Annotated in this window: 11 protein-coding genes and 1 pseudogene; 6 read left to right on the top strand and 6 right to left on the bottom strand. The window is 67.8% G+C overall.

The features are described from left to right. Positions 1-2 precede the first annotated feature (2 nt). From V9G19_RS20610 to V9G19_RS20600, 3 genes are all read right to left on the bottom strand, one after another. Entirely contained in the window at positions 3-1,709 is a 1,707-nt protein-coding gene (locus V9G19_RS20610) for an MFS transporter (protein ID WP_462287281.1), read from the bottom strand. A gap of 3 nt (positions 1,710-1,712) precedes the next feature. Further along, entirely contained in the window at positions 1,713-2,936 is a 1,224-nt protein-coding gene (locus tag V9G19_RS20605; protein WP_462287280.1) for an amidohydrolase, read from the bottom strand. Positions 2,937-3,084: 148 nt separating this feature from the next. Next, entirely contained in the window at positions 3,085-3,549 is a 465-nt protein-coding gene (locus V9G19_RS20600; RefSeq protein WP_462287279.1) for a PfkB family carbohydrate kinase, read from the bottom strand. Between the two features lie 48 nt (positions 3,550-3,597). On the opposite strand from V9G19_RS20600, the gene V9G19_RS20595 reads away from it, so the two are divergent. The 3 genes and pseudogenes from V9G19_RS20595 to V9G19_RS20585 all read left to right on the top strand — a co-directional run bounded on the left by V9G19_RS20595 (position 3,598) and on the right by V9G19_RS20585 (position 5,721). After that, complete coding sequence (locus tag V9G19_RS20595; protein ID WP_462287278.1) at positions 3,598-3,888, top strand: transposase; 291 nt, start codon at positions 3,598-3,600, stop codon at positions 3,886-3,888. A 135-nt stretch (positions 3,889-4,023) separates the two neighbouring features. Beyond that, positions 4,024-5,384 (top strand): annotated as a pseudogene (locus V9G19_RS20590) (IS1380 family transposase). A 34-nt stretch (positions 5,385-5,418) separates the two neighbouring features. Continuing rightward, positions 5,419-5,721 carry a transposase gene (locus tag V9G19_RS20585; protein WP_462286629.1) on the top strand — a complete coding sequence of 101 codons (303 nt, stop codon included), beginning with the start codon at positions 5,419-5,421 and terminating at the stop codon, positions 5,719-5,721. Positions 5,722-6,453: 732 nt separating this feature from the next. Here V9G19_RS20585 and V9G19_RS20580 read toward each other — a convergent pair. Beyond that, on the bottom strand, positions 6,454-7,977 hold the full coding sequence (locus V9G19_RS20580) for an IS1380 family transposase (protein ID WP_462287277.1): 1,524 nt from the start codon (positions 7,975-7,977) through the stop codon (positions 6,454-6,456). A gap of 136 nt (positions 7,978-8,113) precedes the next feature. Between V9G19_RS20580 and V9G19_RS20575 the strand changes: the two genes are divergently transcribed. Then, positions 8,114-8,770 (top strand): carbohydrate ABC transporter permease, encoded by a 657-nt coding sequence (locus tag V9G19_RS20575; protein ID WP_462287276.1) that lies wholly within the window; start codon positions 8,114-8,116, stop codon positions 8,768-8,770. On the opposite strand, the gene V9G19_RS20570 is transcribed toward V9G19_RS20575, so the two are convergent. Continuing rightward, on the bottom strand, positions 8,745-9,347 hold the full coding sequence (locus V9G19_RS20570) for a class I SAM-dependent methyltransferase (RefSeq protein WP_462287275.1): 603 nt from the start codon (positions 9,345-9,347) through the stop codon (positions 8,745-8,747). The genes V9G19_RS20575 and V9G19_RS20570 overlap by 26 nt on opposite strands. Before the next feature lie 30 nt (positions 9,348-9,377). Continuing rightward, entirely contained in the window at positions 9,378-9,719 is a 342-nt protein-coding gene (locus V9G19_RS20565) for a hypothetical protein (RefSeq protein WP_462287274.1), read from the bottom strand. Between the two features lie 79 nt (positions 9,720-9,798). Here V9G19_RS20565 and purL point away from each other — a divergent pair, with 79 nt between their 5' ends. Next, positions 9,799-13,728 (top strand): phosphoribosylformylglycinamidine synthase, encoded by a 3,930-nt coding sequence (gene purL, locus V9G19_RS20560; RefSeq protein WP_462287273.1) that lies wholly within the window; start codon positions 9,799-9,801, stop codon positions 13,726-13,728. A gap of 411 nt (positions 13,729-14,139) precedes the next feature. After that, positions 14,140-16,449 (top strand): sensor histidine kinase, encoded by a 2,310-nt coding sequence (locus tag V9G19_RS20555; RefSeq protein ID WP_462287272.1) that lies wholly within the window; start codon positions 14,140-14,142, stop codon positions 16,447-16,449. The last annotated feature ends 26 nt before the right edge of the window (positions 16,450-16,475 follow it).

Genomic DNA, 16,475 nt, shown 5'->3' with positions numbered 1-16,475 from the left:
GATCAGCCCTTGCGCGTGCTGACCAGCTGCCGCAAGACCTTGGGGTCGAGTTCGCCCAACTCGTGCAGCAGCGCCATCTTCTCGACCTCCTGCAACTCGGCGACCGAAAGCTGGGACAGGCGGCTCAAGATCGCGGCCTTCTCGTCATCCGGCGGCAGTTGCGGCGTTGGCGCGGGCGACGGCGCAACTGCACCCACCTCTCGGCTTCCACCGCCACGGGGAACGGTCATCGTGATCGAGATGATCGCGAGCAGCAGGAAGACCAAGCTGACCCCGACACCCATCATGCCTGCCTGACGCAGGCCGATGTTGTCGGCGCGGCCTTCCATGTGAACGACCGAGCCGACGATCTCCGATTTCGTCCCGGCGAGGCCGGCAAAGACCGCCAGGGAGACGGCGGCACCGATAGCGCTTCCGAGCGAGGACGCCATCTTGTAGATGCCCGCACCGGAACCCGCCTTGTCGGCCGGCAGGTTGGACAGCGCCGCATCGGTTGATGGCGTCGCATAGAACGCCAACCCGATTCCGAACAGCGAATACGCGACGACGCACAAGATCACGTAGCGCCCGATGAGGACGTTGGTCCCCATGAGCAGAACGCACGCGACGATGACGATCGCCGATCCCCAGATCATCGGCTTGCGGGGCCCATACCGCTGCAACAACTTCTCACCGACCCGGATGAACCCGATGATGAAGACGCCGTAGCCGAGGGTCAGCAGCCCGGCATCCCACGCCGAATACAACTCGCCATTGGACTTGTGGCCGGCCAGCTGGATCAGCTGCTGGCTAACGATCAGCATGCCGATCGTCCCGTTGAGCAGGAAGTTGGAGATCGTCGCTCCGGTGAACGTCGTGTTCTGGAAGAGCGAGAAGTCGACGAAGGGGTTGCTCTGCCGCTTCTCGACCATGACAAAGGCGGCGTATGCCGCAATCGCCACGACCGCCAGCAAGATCGCCGTCGGGCTCGCCCAGCCGATCTTGGATCCGAACAGCAGGACGATCATCAGCCCCAGGGTGCCGACGACGAAGAGGAGCAACCCGAGGACGTCGAACGACTTCCGGGGGCCCTTTTGCTCCACCTTGTTCTCCGGTGTGCCGAGGATGAGCACGAAGGCCAGCACCGACACGACGATTGAGGCGACGAAAATGCCACGCCAGCCGGTGTATTTGACCATCGTGCCGCCGAAGATCGCCGCGAGACCGGAGCCACCCCACGAGCCGATCGACCACATCGAGACGGCCCGTTGTCGGGCAGGGCCATCCCAGTAGGTCTTCACCAAGGCCATCGACGCCGGCATGATGCAGGCAGCCGACAGCCCCTGGATCGCGCGCCCAGCGAGCAGCAGCGGAAGGGCGAGCGAGCCGGAGGCAAAGATCAGCAGCACCGAGCCGATGATCCCGAGGACGATGCCGATCTGGGTCACCTTGACGCGTCCGAAGCGATCGGCGAGGCCACCGATAAGGACGATGAACAGCCCGGAGAAGAGCGCGGTGATGGACACCGCGAGGTTCATCGACGCGGCGTCGAGGTATTCCTTGGAGGAGTTGACATCGTCGAGGATGGCCGGAGCAACCGTCCCGGCCGACCCCGCGAAGAGCCAGAAGGTCACCACCGCCAACACGATGCCGAGCAGCAGTTTGTCGTTGCCCTGGTATGCCGGTGCCTTCGCCGTCGTCGGTGCCGGCCCTTGGGTGGTTGTCGCCACGGACTAGTTCTCCTTGCCGAGATAGGCGAGGACGCCGGCGACGGCCGCCTCGGTGCCAGTGCACAGGGTGGGTTGGATGACCGGAGCGAAGCCCGGGTTGTGGTTGGGCAGCGTCGGGGTGCCCTCGGCGAAGCCGCCGAAACCCCAGTAGCAGTAAGGAATCCCGAAGGCGTCCGGGATGATGCTGAAGTCCTCGGACGCGGTGATCGGCTTGAGGGTGACGACGCGGTCCTGGCCGAGCACGGCGACGAGGGCTGCGGTGACCTTTGCGGTGACCTCGGGGTCGTTGTCGGTGAGTGGGTAGCTGTCGAACAGCTCGATCTCGGGATCTTGTGGGGAACCGGTGGCCGCGCACTCGGCGCGCACGATGCGTTCGATGGCGGCGACGATCTGGTCGCGGATGGCCGAATCGTAGGCGCGGACGTTCAGCAGCAGCACCGCCCGGTCGGGGATGATATTGGCCTTGGTGCCTGCTTGCAGGCTGCCGACCGTGACCACGCCGAAGTCACTGGGGGCGATCTCGCGCGCCACGATCGACTGCAGCCGCACGACGATCGAGGACGCCAACAGCACCGGGTCGACGCCGAGGTGGGGCATCGAGCCGTGTGAGCCCTTCCCGAAGACGGTGACCTTCAGGCAGGTCCCGGTCGACAGCATCGGGCCGGCGATGGTTCCGACCTGTCCTGACCACGGGGTGACCAGGACGTGCTGGCCGAGCGCGACATCGGGCTTGGGCACCTTGTCGACCAGGCCGTCGGCGACCATCGACGCCGCCCCCGATGCGGTCTCCTCGCCGGGTTGGAAGAGCGCGATATAGGTGCCGGCCCACTCGTCACGATTGTCGGCGAGCAGGGCGGCTGCGCCGAGCCCGGCCACGATGTGAGCATCGTGTCCGCAGGCGTGCATGACCGGAACGGTGTTGCCCTCGGCGTCGGTCGCCGTCTTGGTGGACGCATAGTCCAGGCCGGTGGCTTCCTTGACCGGGAGCGCGTCGATGTCGGCGCGGAAGAGGACGGTCGGCCCGTCGCCATTCTCGAGGACCCCGACGACACCACCGCCGATGTGTTGCACGGCGTAGCCGAACGACTCCAAGCGCCGGGCGATCTCGGCGGCGGTCTCGCTCTCCTGCATCGACAACTCGGGATTGCGGTGCAGGTCGATGTAGAGCTCCTCCTGCCACGGGGTGATATCTGCCAGTCCCTCGAGGACTCGTTGGGAACGACCCACGGGATGCCGCCTCTCTCGCGGTGGAGTTTGTCGGTCCACAATCGCGTGAACCCCATGGGTCGCGCAAGGGCACAATTTCCCGAAAAGTCACTTGCGTGACACGCCACATTCCGCTGGATGGAATGATGGTGAGGGCGGCCGTCCCTCGCTAGCGGGCCGCGACCTGCGCTAGCCCGGCAAACCGTCGGACAACGACCGGGTCAATCTCGCCGGCGACGGGAGCGAGCACGGCGGCGCCGGACGCGCCAATGGCGGCGCGCAGCATCGCAGGCAGGTCGTCACCGCGAACCATTCCCAGGGCGAGCGCGGCAACCACGGCGTCTCCTGCACCCGTGGGGTTGCCGACTAGCACTAGCGCGCGGTCGGGACGCGCCTGCCATCGACCGGCCGGTCCGGAGCAGAGCAGACCATTCGGTCCGTCCGAGGCGACCACGATCGCGTGCGGTGCCCGCCGCCGCAACGCGGCAATCCCCTCGGCGCCGCCCGCACCCACGGTCGCGATCAGCTCGTGCCTGTTGGGTTTGATCACGCTGGCACCGGCGTCCAGCGCAGCGAGCAGCGCCGGCCCGTCGCAGTCCACGATTGTCGCACCGTCAAAGAACGCCCGCGCCACCTGCTCGACCTAGCGCCGGCACCGGGCACCTCCGTCCCGGACCGGGCAGTGATCTCCCACCGGCTGTGGCGGTTCTTCGACCAAGCCGCCAGCTGCGACATCCCCGAAGTCCACCGGCTCGCCGAGACCGTCGAAACCTGGTGGCCCGCAATCGAAGCCGGCCTGATCACCGGATACAGCAACGCCCGAAGTGAGGGCTACAACCGCCTCGGGAAACACGAAGGCCGCAACGCCTTCGGCTTCCGCAACCCCGAAACCAGAAACGCCGCATACGCTGGGGCCTGCACCCGCCAACACCGGCGGAAAACAGCCATCATCTGCCACGAGATGCCCGGCTAACTTCGAAGAGCCGGTTTAGTGGTTGCGGCGGGTCGTTGAGCACGAATGCCCTTGTGGGGCGGGAGGATTGGACTGTTCAAAGGTTCGATCTGACCGGCTCACGAAGGGCATCCGTTAGATGCAAGCACGCACACGATTACACCGGTTTTCGATGACCCGAACCTGATCGGTTCCGCAGGCCTGGTGCCGGTGCTGCGGCTGGCCGAACGCGCCGGCCTGCACGAGCAGCTGCAGGGGTTGACGGTCGCCAATCCGAACGCGCCCGTGAAGGCGGCCGGGGTGGTCGCGGGGATGCTGGCCGGCGCCGACAGCATCGATGACCTGGATGTGCTGCGTCATGGCGGGATGTCGAAGGTGTTCACGGGGATCAAGGCGCCCTCGACGTTCGGGTCGTTCCTGCGCTCCTTCACCTTCGGGCATGTCCGGCAACTCGATGCCGCAGCCAGCACGACGCTGGCCGGGCTCTCGCGGGTGGTGCCTGGGCTGTTGGCGGGGTGCGAGGCGATGACGTTCGTCGATATCGATGACACCATCCGGGAGGTCCACGGCTACGCCAAACAGGGCGCCGCGTACGGCTTCTCGAAAGTCAAGGGCTTGAACGCGCAGCTGGCGACCCTCTCCTCCCCGATCAGCGCGACAGTGATCGCGGCGACCCGGTTGCGCAAAGGCAATCAGGTCTCCGGTCACGGTGCGGTCACGGTGGGGCCCGCCTGATCGCCGATGCGGTCGCGGCCGCCCGGCGCGCCGGCGCGAGCGGGCAGGTCATGGTCCGTGCCGATTCGGGGTACTACCGCCACGACGTCATCCACGCTGCCCTCACCGCGAAGGCGTGGTACTCGGTCACGGTGCGAATGAATCCCGCCATCACGCGGGCGATCGCCGCGATCAGCGAGGACGCGTGGACAACGATCAACTACAAGAACGCGATCTGGGATGACCAGGCGAAGGAATGGATCTCGACGGCGCAGATGGCCGAGACCCGCTACACCGCGTTCAACTCCTACCCGAAACAGAAGCAGGTCTCTGCCCGGCTGGTGGTGCGGCGGGTGCCCAGGTTGAACCCGGACATTCCACCCGGACAAGGCGAGTTGTTCCCGACCTACCGGCATCACGCGTTCCTGACCAACTCGACCCTGACGACTGTTGAGGCCGATGCCCGCCACCGCGACCACGCCCTGGTCGAACAAGTCATCGCCGACCTGAAGAACGGGCCGCTCGCGCACGCGCCGTCGGGCCGCTTCGCCGCGAACGGTGCCTGGCTGGCGCTGGCCGCGATCGCCTACAACCTGCTCCGTGCCGCCGGGATCGCCGCCGGCACCGGGCATACCAGGGCCCGCTGGAACACCCTGCGCGGCCACCTGATCACCATCCCCGCACGGATCGCCTCCTCCGCCCGCCAGATCACCCTGCACCTACCGACGAACTGGCCCTGGCAGCTGGACTTCACCGACCTGTGGGTGGCGTGCCTGATTCCTTCCGGAGTTGGAGCCCAATAGAATAGGTTTCCATGGGAAGGGAGCAATGAGTTTCATGAGTACGAGCAGAGGGAACTTCTCACCGGAGTTCCGTGAGCAGATGGTCGAGTTGTACTTGAGCGTCAAGGGTCGTAAGAACCTGTCCCAGGTCGCTCGGGAAAATGGTATCGGCGCGGAGACGTTGCGGAACTGGGTGAAGAAACACCAGGAGGCGAACCCGACCGACGAGGCGCCGTTGACGATTTCCGAACGCGCACGACTCGAACAGCTCGAACGCGAAGTTCAGGAACTCCGGCTGGAACGGGAGTTCCTGGGAAAAGGTGTGCCACGAACGTTGGAGGTCGCGATGTGTAGGTGATCGTGGCTGGTGGCGGTGCTGTGCAGGTGATGAAGGTTTGGCCCTTTGGAGTCGCCCTGTGGGGGGAGGCTTCAAACCACCTCATGCTGCGCTGGTTTGAATACTGTGCGTGGTGAGCGATGAGGAAAAGGCGCCGTTCAGGTGTCAGGTGGGGACCAGGAAGGCGAACGTGAGTGAATCGCTGTTGACGTGTCGAAACGGAATATAGGTGACATCGAAACCAGGGCTTCTTTTCGGTTCTGGGATGAGCCTGGCGGGTGCCCGCTTACTGGCCAGGTGGTGTCCGGCATGGAGGCGACGCGAGCTTGGTCTGCTGGATCTGCATGGAACGTGGGAAGGCATGTCTCGATAGTTCCGACTCTGATGTTTGTTTGGGGTTGGTGTGAGGGAGTGCGCTGGGCAGCGGAAACTGTGAGGCGTTGAGTACCGATGCGGGGCGTGCTGGCGGACTGGTTCGTAGTAGTGGTGAAGCATCTGTAACGGGTGTGGAGCGAAGGGGCCAGACCATCAAGATTTGTTCAATCGGTTAACCAGTGCCGCCTGCCATGAGCATGGGACCGCTCTGACCCGGATCCGCGAGTAGCTTGCGTGTGGGTTGGGCGGCCAGTGAACGGCGGATAGATTTTGTGTTGTGGCAGTGTGTTTTTGGGTGCGGGCAGGGTGGATGGCCCGGTGGCGCTCGGGTGGGCGGGTCTTCGGGGTCCTGGGTCGTCGGGACGGGGGATTCGCGGGCTAGGCCGCGGTGGGTAAGGCCCGGATCCGGGCCAGGACGGTGGGCAGGAGCTGGCGGTCGGGCGGCAGCCGCAGGATCAGCTGGCGGCCGTGGCGGACTATGCGGGCTGGGACGCAGAGCAGTTCGTGGCGTAGGCGGGCGCCGTGGGCGCGGTGACGCTGGTCGATCCCGGTCAGGGCTTGCAGCAGAACGGAGATGTTCCCGGCGAGCAGGGCAGCCCACATCCACACCGTGTTGATGGCGTGGTCGCCCGACGGCAGATGCCGCAGCGCGGCCCCGAGTTTGGCTTCCCGGATCCGGTCCTCAATGTCGGTGCGGCGGCGGAACCAGGACTCGACCTGCGTGATCGAGGCAACCGGTGCGGCCGCCTCACCCGGCTCCGCCGGCTCCGCCGGCTCGGCCGGCTCGGCCGGCTCGGCCGGCTCGGCCGGCTCGGTGGGGTTGGCCGGGTGGTCGTTGGCGGGGATATTGGTGACGATGAAGGAGACCGCGTGGGCGTGACTGGCCGCGCCCTCCAAGGCGAGGGTGAGTTGGTTCTTCTCGATGGTGCGTCGACGCCGTGAGCGGGGGTCGTCGGAGATGTCCTCGGCCTCGATGCGGACCCGGCGCACGATGGTGTACGTGTGCGGCGGCCACCCCTGCGGGGCGTAGTCGACCGCGGCGACCTGCGCGCCGGGCATCCCCTCCGCCGCACCCCAGGCGTCCTCGGGGATGGCGGCGTAGGCGCGCCACATCGCGGTGTTCCGTTTCGCGGCGATGGCGAAGTCACACCCGGCCTCCACCGCGGCGTGGGCCAGGTCGGCGGTGAAGTAGCCGGCATCCGCGCGCACCCGCAACCGATCCCAGTCGGCCGCGGCCGAGCGGATGTCCTCGGGGATCCCGGCCAGGGTGCGGCGCAACAGGTCAGCGGCCCGGGGCCTCACATCCTCATTCCCCGCGAGCAACTCCGCGGCCAGGGTCAGCCCGGCCTCGGCCCAGGTCCCCAGATGCGGACGGCCCGCGCGCTGACCGTGATAGTTGTAGGCCACGCCCTGCTTCGTCGGCCCGTACACCTCCACATCGGTGGAATCCAAGTCCACCGTCACCGCCGCCGCCAGCACCGCCCGGCGGGACGCCGGCAACAACCCGACCGCATGACCGGTCAGGTCCGCGACCGCACTCTCCAGGCCGGCCAGCTGCGCCGGCCCGAACCGGCGGGCCAACCCCGCCGCCGTGGTCGAGGCCAACACCGGCACCGCCGACAACGCGGACCCGGCCACATCCTGGCGCTGCCGGTCCAACGCGGCCAGCACATCCCCGCCGAGCAGCTGGCACTGCGCCAGCGACACCAGCACCTGCCCGGCCGTCGCGCCCCGCTCCCGCTCCTTGATCGCACCGATCCCCCGGTCAAGGCGCCCGACCAGGTCCAGTTTCTCGATGAACTCCGCGAGCGCTGCCACCCCCGAGGTCCCGGTCAACGCCGGATCCGGCGCGCCGATCCGCACCCGCTTCCGAACCCGGCCACGACCACGTACTCTCTTCATCGACAAGGTGCTTCTCCTCGCTGGACGATCGAAGGCTTCGTAACCCCGATTCTCCCAGTAGGACAAGCACCTTCGTCACGTCACACGCCGCACCCCCCGACCATTACTCGCGGATCCGGGTCTGAACTCGGTGATCGTGTCGTGCACGGCGATCCTGTCGCACATGGTGTTGTGCTCGCTCGCGGGCTACGGCTTCGCGCGGCTGAAGTTCGCCGGCCGCAACATGGGGTTCATCGCGGTGTTCGCCACCATCATGATCCCGACCCAGCTGCTGATGATCCCGACCTACATCATGTTCTCCAAGCTGCACCTGGTGGACACGATGGCGGCGATGATGCTGCCGTGGCTGACGTCCGCCTTCGGAGTTTTCCTCATGCGGCAGTTCTTCCTTTCGCTGCCAAAGGAGCTGGAGGAGGCCGCGGTGCTGGACGGGTGCAGCCAGTTCGGGGTCTTCTGGCGGGTCATCCTGCCCCTGGCCAAGCCGGCGCTGGCGACCTTGGCGATCTTCACGCTGCTCGGCTCGTGGAACGACCTGATCTGGCCGCTGATCGCGATCAACCGGGAGGAGCTCTACACAATCCAGTTGGGCCTGGCCAACTTCCAGGGTGCGCACCGGACGCAGTGGCAACTGTTGATGGCCGGCCACGTGGTGGCGACCCTGCCGCTCATCGTGTTCTTCCTGATCGCCCAGAAGCACGTTCGTCGCGACGATGACCTTCTCGGGGTTGAAGGGCTGAGCGCAGCGAGACGTTGGCAGTCTTCCCGGATCAGTCGCGGTGGCGCAGCACAGTGACCGCGAAGTCGGCGCCGTCGTGGAAGGCCCGCAGGTCCCAGGTCGCGAAGCGGTGCTCGACGCGCAGGCCGGCGGCAGCCGCTGCGGCGTCGAAGGCCGGCAGGGTCAGGTGCCGGTCGAGGTGGAAGCCGGTGATCACGAATCCCTCCGGAGCCAGGTGCGCGCGCAGCCGGCGCAGCACGTCTTCCTCGGTCTCGGGCGCGAGGAAGACCATGACATTGCCTGCTACGAGGATCGCGTCGAAGGGCTCGGTCTCTCCGGCGGCTGCGAGGTCGAGGTCGGCGAGATCGACGACCAGCCAGCGCGGTCCGGGATGATCGTCGCGCGCCGCGGCGATCAACGCCGGGTCGGCGTCGACACCCACGACGGCATGCCCGCACGCGTGTAGGTAGCTCGCGTGCCGGCCCGGGCCGCAGCCGGCGTCGAGGATGCGGGCCTGCCGGGGAACCATCGCATCGACCAGGCGGGCCTCGCCGACGAGGTCGGTGCCGTCGGCGGCCATGCCGCGGAAGCGCTCGATGTACCACTGTGAGTGTCCGGGCTGGGTCTCGGTTTGCCAGCGCGTCGGTCTTGCCATGGTGGGGCCTACGCCGATCGATACTGTGGATCAGTCACGACGCTGCCGGTCGGAGACGACATAGGCGGCTGCGGCAGCGAGCGCGGTCACGACGGCCACCGAGGGCCAGGCGCCGATCTGCTTGGCCAGGGGGTGCGAGGCGCCAAAGGCGAGCAGGTATGCCGCTCCCAAGCCGCCCGCGACGGCCGGGCCGCCCCGTGCGAGCCAGGTGCGACCGGCATACAGCCCGGCCAGCGCGAGGACGACGCCGCCGAGCGGCCGGATCCCGGTCTCACTGGCGACCAGGTAGCCGCCCGCGAGCCCAACGGCGACAACCGGGGCGGTCATCACGTCGGTGGACGCTTTCACCGGAAGGTGGGTCGATGTCGACATGCCTGCCACAGTACTGGGCCACGTCGCCACCTGAGAGAATAGGGTCCATGCCCGTGCCCGCTGACCACGTGCCCGCCCGATGAGCCAGCCCAACCCCGTCGTCACGCTCTTTCCCGGTGGCGCGGCGCTCTCGCCCTTCCGGACGCGCGCCCTGCTGCGGCGGCTCCAGGCGGTGGCGCCGTCGGTGACCGGCGTGGATGCGCGCTATGTTCACGTGGTCGCCAGCGCCGGTCCGCTCTCGCCCGAGGCGTCGGCAGCCCTCGACCTGCTCTTGACCTATGGCCAGTCGTATGCCGGTCCGGTCGCCGAGTCCGGCACGGTCGTCGTCGTCACGCCCCGGCTGGGCACGCTTTCGCCGTGGGCGAGCAAGGCGAGCGACATCGCCAACAACTGCGGCTTCGACGTGCGCCACGTCGAGCGGGTGACCGAATACGTGCTAAGTGGCGAGCCGCTCAGCGAGGTGGACTGGGCGGCCTGCGCCGGCGTGCTCCACGACCGGATGACCGAGTCCGTCCTTCCCTCACTCGCCGGCGCCACGGCGCTGTTCGCCGAACGAGACGCCGCCCCGATGGCCCACATCGACGTGCTCGGCGCCGGGCAGGCGGCGCTGGAGGAGGCCAATGCGGCATACGGGCTGGCGTTGTCGCAGGACGAGATCGACTATCTCGTCGCGGCCTTCACGGGGTTGCGGCGCAACCCGACCGATGTCGAGCTGACCATGTTTGCCCAAGCTAACTCCGAGCACTGCCGGCACAAAATCTTCAACGGTGACTTCGTGATCGACGGCGAGGCGATGCCGAGGTCGCTGTTCGGGATGATCCGGCACACCGAAGCGGTCGCGGGTGAGGGGACGGTCGTCGCCTATAAGGACAACGCCTCGATCATGCGGGGCTCGGTGCGCTCGCGGTGGCTGCCCGAGGGAGCGCCTGAGGGACCAAGCCGATATGTCCTGCGTGAGAACGAGGTCCACGTCCTGATGAAGGTCGAGACCCACAACCATCCCACGGCAATCTCGCCCTTCCCGGGCGCGGCCTCGGGGGCGGGCGGGGAGATCCGCGACGAGGGAGCCACGGGCCGCGGATCGCAACCCAAGGCGGGCGTGACGGGTTTTGCGGTGTCCAACCTACGCCTTCCTGGGACCGACGAACCCTGGGAGAGAGGGGATTCCGCAGCGCCCGAGCACTTGGCTCGTCCGCTCGAGATCATGCTGGAGGCGCCGATCGGGGCGGCCGCGTTCAACAACGAGTTCGGCCGGCCCGGCCTGGGTGGCTTCTTCCGCGTCTTCGAGCAGACGGTGGCCGGCGTGCGCCGGGGCTATCACAAGCCGATCATGAGTGCCGGTGGGTTGGGGACGATCGACGCCGACCAGACCGAAAAGATCGCCTTCCCCGCCGGGACACTGCTCATCCAGCTGGGCGGTCCGGGAATGCGGATCGGGATGGGCGGCGGCGCGGCCTCGTCGATGGCTGCCGGAGCCAACACCGCTGCGCTGGACTTTGATTCGGTGCAGCGCGGCAACCCGGAGATGCAGCGGCGGGCGCAGGAGGTCATCAACCATTGCTGGTCTCTGGGCAAAGACAACCCGATCCTGTCGATTCACGATGTCGGCGCGGGTGGCCTGTCCAACGCCTTCCCCGAGCTGGTGGACGGTGCGGGCCTCGGCGCTCGCTTCGACCTGGCTGCCGTTCCTGTCGAGGAATCAGGTCTGTCTCCCAAGGAGATTTGGTGCAACGAGAGCCAGGAGCGGTATGTCTTAGCGATCGCCCCAGAGTCGCTTGCTCGTTTGGCCGCCCTCGCCGACCGGGAGCGTTGTCCCTATGCCGTCGTCGGCGTGGCGCGGGCGGACGGCCAGCTCGTGCTCGCCACTGGGCCGCAGGAAGAGCCGGCCGACGATGTGCCGGTGTCGATGCCAATGGAGGTGCTGCTCGGCAAGCCCCCGCGTATGCTGCGCGATGTCCAGCGGGCAGCGTGGGCGGGAGATGACTTCGACGGAGCGGGAATTGACCTCCGGGCGGCCGCTTATGCCGTGCTGCGCCACCCGAGTGTGGCGAGCAAGCGTTTCCTCGTCACGATCGCCGACCGGACCGTCGGCGGACTCTCGCATCGCGACCAGATGGTCGGCCCGTGGCAGGTGCCGGTCGCCGATGTCGCGGTGACGCTGGCCGACCTCACCGGCCTGGAGGGCGAGGCGATCGCCTCGGGCGAGCGGATGCCGCTGGCCGCCGTGGACGCGCCGGCGTCCGGCCGGATGGCGGTGGGCGAGGCGATCACCAATCTGCTCGCTGCGCCGATCTCGTTGTCAGCCACCAAGTTGTCGTGCAACTGGATGGCGGCGTGCGGCGAGCCGGGGGAGGACGCGGCACTCTATGACACCGTGCATGCCGTCGCGATGGAGCTGTGCCCGGCGCTCGGCGTGAGTGTCCCGGTCGGCAAGGATTCCTTGTCGATGCGGACCAAGTGGACCGATCCGGACACCGGTACCGCGCGGCAGGTGACCTCGCCCGTCTCGCTGGTGGTCACGGCGTTCGCGACGCTTGCCGATGTGCGCGGCACGCTGACTCCCGAGGTCCCGGCGCGCTCAGTGTTACTGGTCGTCGACCTGGGCGTCGGATGCAACCGGATCGGCGGGTCGATGCTCGCGCAGATGCACGGCCGCTTCGGCGCGGTGGTGCCCGACCTTGATGATCCGGCACGACTGGTCGGTTTAGTCGACGGGGTTAATACGTTGCGCGAGAAGGGAATCGTGACGGCATACCATGACAGGTCCGACGGCGGCCTGTGGGCAGCCGTGTGCGAGCTGGCCTTTGCCTCAGGACTCGGCATCGACATCGACCTGACGTCGCTGACCCGCCACGACAACCGGGAAGGCGCGGACGCCCGGGCTCTCTTCGCCGAGGAACTCGGCGCCGTGCTCGCGGTTCCGGTCGAGCGGGCAACCGAGGCGGTCGCCGTCCTGCGCGAGAACGGTCTCGGCGAGCTGACCCATGTGCTCGGCGCTACCACGGGATCCGCGCGGGTGCGGGTGCACGGGAGCACCGAGTCCCTCCTCGACGAGCCCCTCGGCGACCTTGCGTCGGCGTGGGACGAGGTCTCTTGGCGGATAAGTGCGTTGCGGGACAACCCCGAATGCGCGGACGAGGAGCACGCAAACGTCGGCGCTGTGGGTGGCGTGGCCGGTCGGCTGCTCGTGGCGCCCAGCTTCGATCCCGGGGAGGATGTCGCCGCGCCCTATCTCAACCTCGGTGCCCGGCCGCGGGTGGCGATCCTGCGTGAGCAGGGCGTCAACAGTCACGTCGAGACGGCGTTCGCCTTCGACCGAGCCGGCTTTGCGGCATACGACGTCCACATGAGCGACCTGCTCGCCGGCCGGGCCGACCTCGCCGACTTCACCGGTCTGGTCGCCTGCGGCGGCTTCTCCTATGGGGACACCCTCGGCGCGGGGGAGGGCTGGGCCCGATCGGTGCTCTTCCACCCCGAGCTGACCGCTTCCTTCCACAACTTCTTCCGCCGCGCCGACACCTTCGGGTTGGGCATCTGCAATGGCTGCCAGATGTTCGCCGCCCTGGCCGACCTGATCCCCGGCGCGCAGGCGTGGCCCCGGTTCACCCGCAACCGCAGTGAGCAATATGAGGCCCGCCTCTCGCTCGTCGAGGTTCTCGACAGTCCCTCGGCGTTCTTCACCGGCATGGCCGGTTCACTGTTGCCGATCGCCGTCGCGCACGGGGAGGGCTTCGCCGACTTCTCCGCTCGAGGCAATTCCGAGACCGTATGGCGCGCAGCTCGTTTCGTCGACGCCACCGGAAGCGCTGCGGTCACCTATCCGGCGAATCCCAATGGCTCACCCGAGGGCCTGACCGCGGTGACGACCCCGGACGGCCGGTTCACGGCGATGATGCCGCACCCGGAGCGCGTGCAGCGCAATGTCCAACTGTCGTGGACCGATGGCCCGATCGCCCGCGAGAGCCCGTGGTTGCGGATGTTCCGCAACGCCCGGGTGTGGGTTGGCTAGCTCGCGATCGGTCCCACGGGATAGGTGCTCGAGGATCGCGGCCCGCTTCGCGGTGGGTGGCCGGACAGTCAAACGATCAATGGGTGTCTGATGGACGGGTTTTATCGTGCAAGTGCCGCGTGTCGCTCGGCATTGATAGTTTGAGTGTCCGCGTCGATCTCGACGGCCCTCCCAGGCTCGCGCGTGTCCGTCGGGCGTGGGACTTGACAAGTTCTGGACATTTCCCCACTGAAGCTTGGGGTCTGAGCGTGGATTCGGGAGGCTGATCGGCATACCGATCGCCCCCACCGATCGCAAGAAAGGCCCTTCGATGGAATGGACTCGTCGAATGTCGACCTCCTGGCAGACGCTGTGCCGTGCGCTTCGCCGCCAGACGGCGCGGCTCGCCGCCCGTTGAGCCCCGAGTCGGCTATGCGCCGCGCACAGCGCCACTTACGAACCGCGCTCTACCGTGCAGCCGCCCTCGCCGCGGCCATCGGGTGCCTCCTCGGGCTCATCAACCTGCCCGCGCAATGGAGCAACTTCCCGGGGCCACGGATAGCCCTCGTCCTGCTGGCCTTCGCCGTCGTGGCTGGCTGGGCCATCGAGCGTGCCATCGTCGCCCCTCTCGACCGACGAGCGCTGCAGATTTTTGGCTCGCTCGCGGTCGTCGCGCTCATCGTCCAGCCCTGGTGGCTTGGACCGACGACGACGGTCCCGGACTATTCGCCGCTCACCCACCTCTTGGTGATCGGGGCTATCACCAGCGCGATCAGCTTCGGCCAACGCATCGGCGTCCTCGCTGGCGTGATCGCGGCGGTCAGCACCTATCTTTCTCGGGCCCAACAGATCCACACCAGCCAGCCGATGTGGGAGGCCATCCTGATTGCGGTCACGTGTCTGGCCGCGGTCGGCGTCGTCATCCTGCTCGGCACGGTCAGCCGAGCCGTCGGCTCCGCCGCCGGTGAGTTGTGGGAACTGCAAGCTACGGCCGTCGCGGGCCGCCAACGAGAACTCGAACGGGGGCGACTCGATGCCCTCGTGCATGACGCCGTCCTCGGGGCCTTGCTGGTCGCGGGACGGGGGCAGGACCGCGATGCCGCAGCGCGGCTGGCCGAGGAGGCCGTAGCGGTCCTGGAGTCCGAGGGCCCGAGCGGATCGGGGTCCGCGCGGGACTGGGCCGGGCGGATCGGTCACACCGCCGCCCGGCTCGGGCTCAGCCTTGACCTGGACGCCCGCGGGCGGATCGGGGATCCCCTTCTGGCGGACGCACTCATGACGGCGACCAACGAGGCACTGGTCAACGTCGCTCGTCACTCCGGTCAGTCGAGTGCGCGGGTCACGGCGCGGTTCACGCCGCGACTGCTCACCGTCACGGTGGCCGACCGCGGCCGGGGCTTCGACCCGGAAGCGCGGGGTGTCGGCCGGGCAGGAATCGCGACGAGCATCGACGCTCGTCTCCGGGCATTCGGGGGCAATGCGACCATCGTCACCGGGCCCGGAGAAGGGACCGAGGTCACCTTGCGAGTGCGGCCGCAGCCGCTCCACGTGGAGCCGGCGCGGTGGAGCCATGGCGACTTCGCGCCGATGGTGGCGCTGGCCTTCATCGCGATCGCCTGTCACGGTGCCATTGCGGTCGACTATCTCGACAAGACGCACCTCGCCTGGGTCACGACGCTCGCTCCTTTGGCGATCGCGTCCATCCTCGCCTGGACCTGGTGGACACCGCCGCGGCGGGCCTCGTGGCTGGCTGCCTGCGTCGTCAGTGTGACGCTGGCCGCAGCGCTCATGGCCAATGTCATCAACCCCCAGATCGCGGATTGGCGGCTGTGGTTCGTCGGGGCGTTCGACGGGATCGTGGCCGTTGTCGCCTTCCGGTTCAGCGGCTGGGCAGCCATTGGGACCGCACTCGCCATACCGACAGCAATGGCGATCACCGTGTTTGCCGTCGGCGCCGACCTGAACCCGTTAGCGGTCACCACCGCGAGCACCCAGCTCCTGGTCTGCGCGATCCTCGGCGCACTGCTGCGGCGTGGCTTAGGCCAGGCCGCAGCAACGCTGCATCGCGTCGCGCGCCGGTCCTACGACCTGCGCGTCGAAGAAACGGCCCGGGCCGCACGGGAGGAGGAGGTCCGGGCTCGCATCGATCAGCTCGGGGAGGCCTGCCTCCCGATGCTGCATCGTCTGGCCGACGGCGTGCCGTTGCCGCCAGCGGACCAGGCAGAGTGCCTGCGGATCGAGGCCGCCATTCGCGACCATCTCGTGGCGCGGCCGCTGGTCAATCAGCGGCTCGCGGCCGCAGTCAAAACCGCGCGCGCCCGGAATGTGCGGGTGGAGCTGGCCGTGGATTCCCGCGTCTCCCTCGCGCGGGCGCAGCCGTTGCGCGACCTCGTCTGCGATGTGCTGCCACTCGTTCCGCGTGGCGCATTGGTACGAGTGACGTGGCAAGGGCCGGTGCCGGGCATGGCCCAACCCGAGCCCGTCGACACGACGCCGCTTCTCGCGACGCTCGTCGTGCTGGTTCTCGACGACGACCTCGTTAGGGACGTTGCCCAGTCGTGTGCGGCCCTGGCCCGGACCGATCTGCGGGTCGACGCGGACGAGGACGTTGTGATTGTCGAACTCCACGACGCGACAGCTGAGCCCACACCGCGGCGCCAGGAGGTGAGCGGCGAGATCGGTGCGGTGGTCCCCGAGCAGGGGAACCCCCGAGCAGTGGCGCCGCTGTGTCCCTCATTTTGAGGACACGCCTGTTTGCCGCCCACGTC

It is taken from the genome of Nostocoides sp., assembly GCF_037045025.1.
Classification (GTDB): domain Bacteria; phylum Actinomycetota; class Actinomycetes; order Actinomycetales; family Dermatophilaceae; genus Nostocoides_A.
This window is presented reverse-complemented; position numbering and strand designations above follow the sequence as displayed.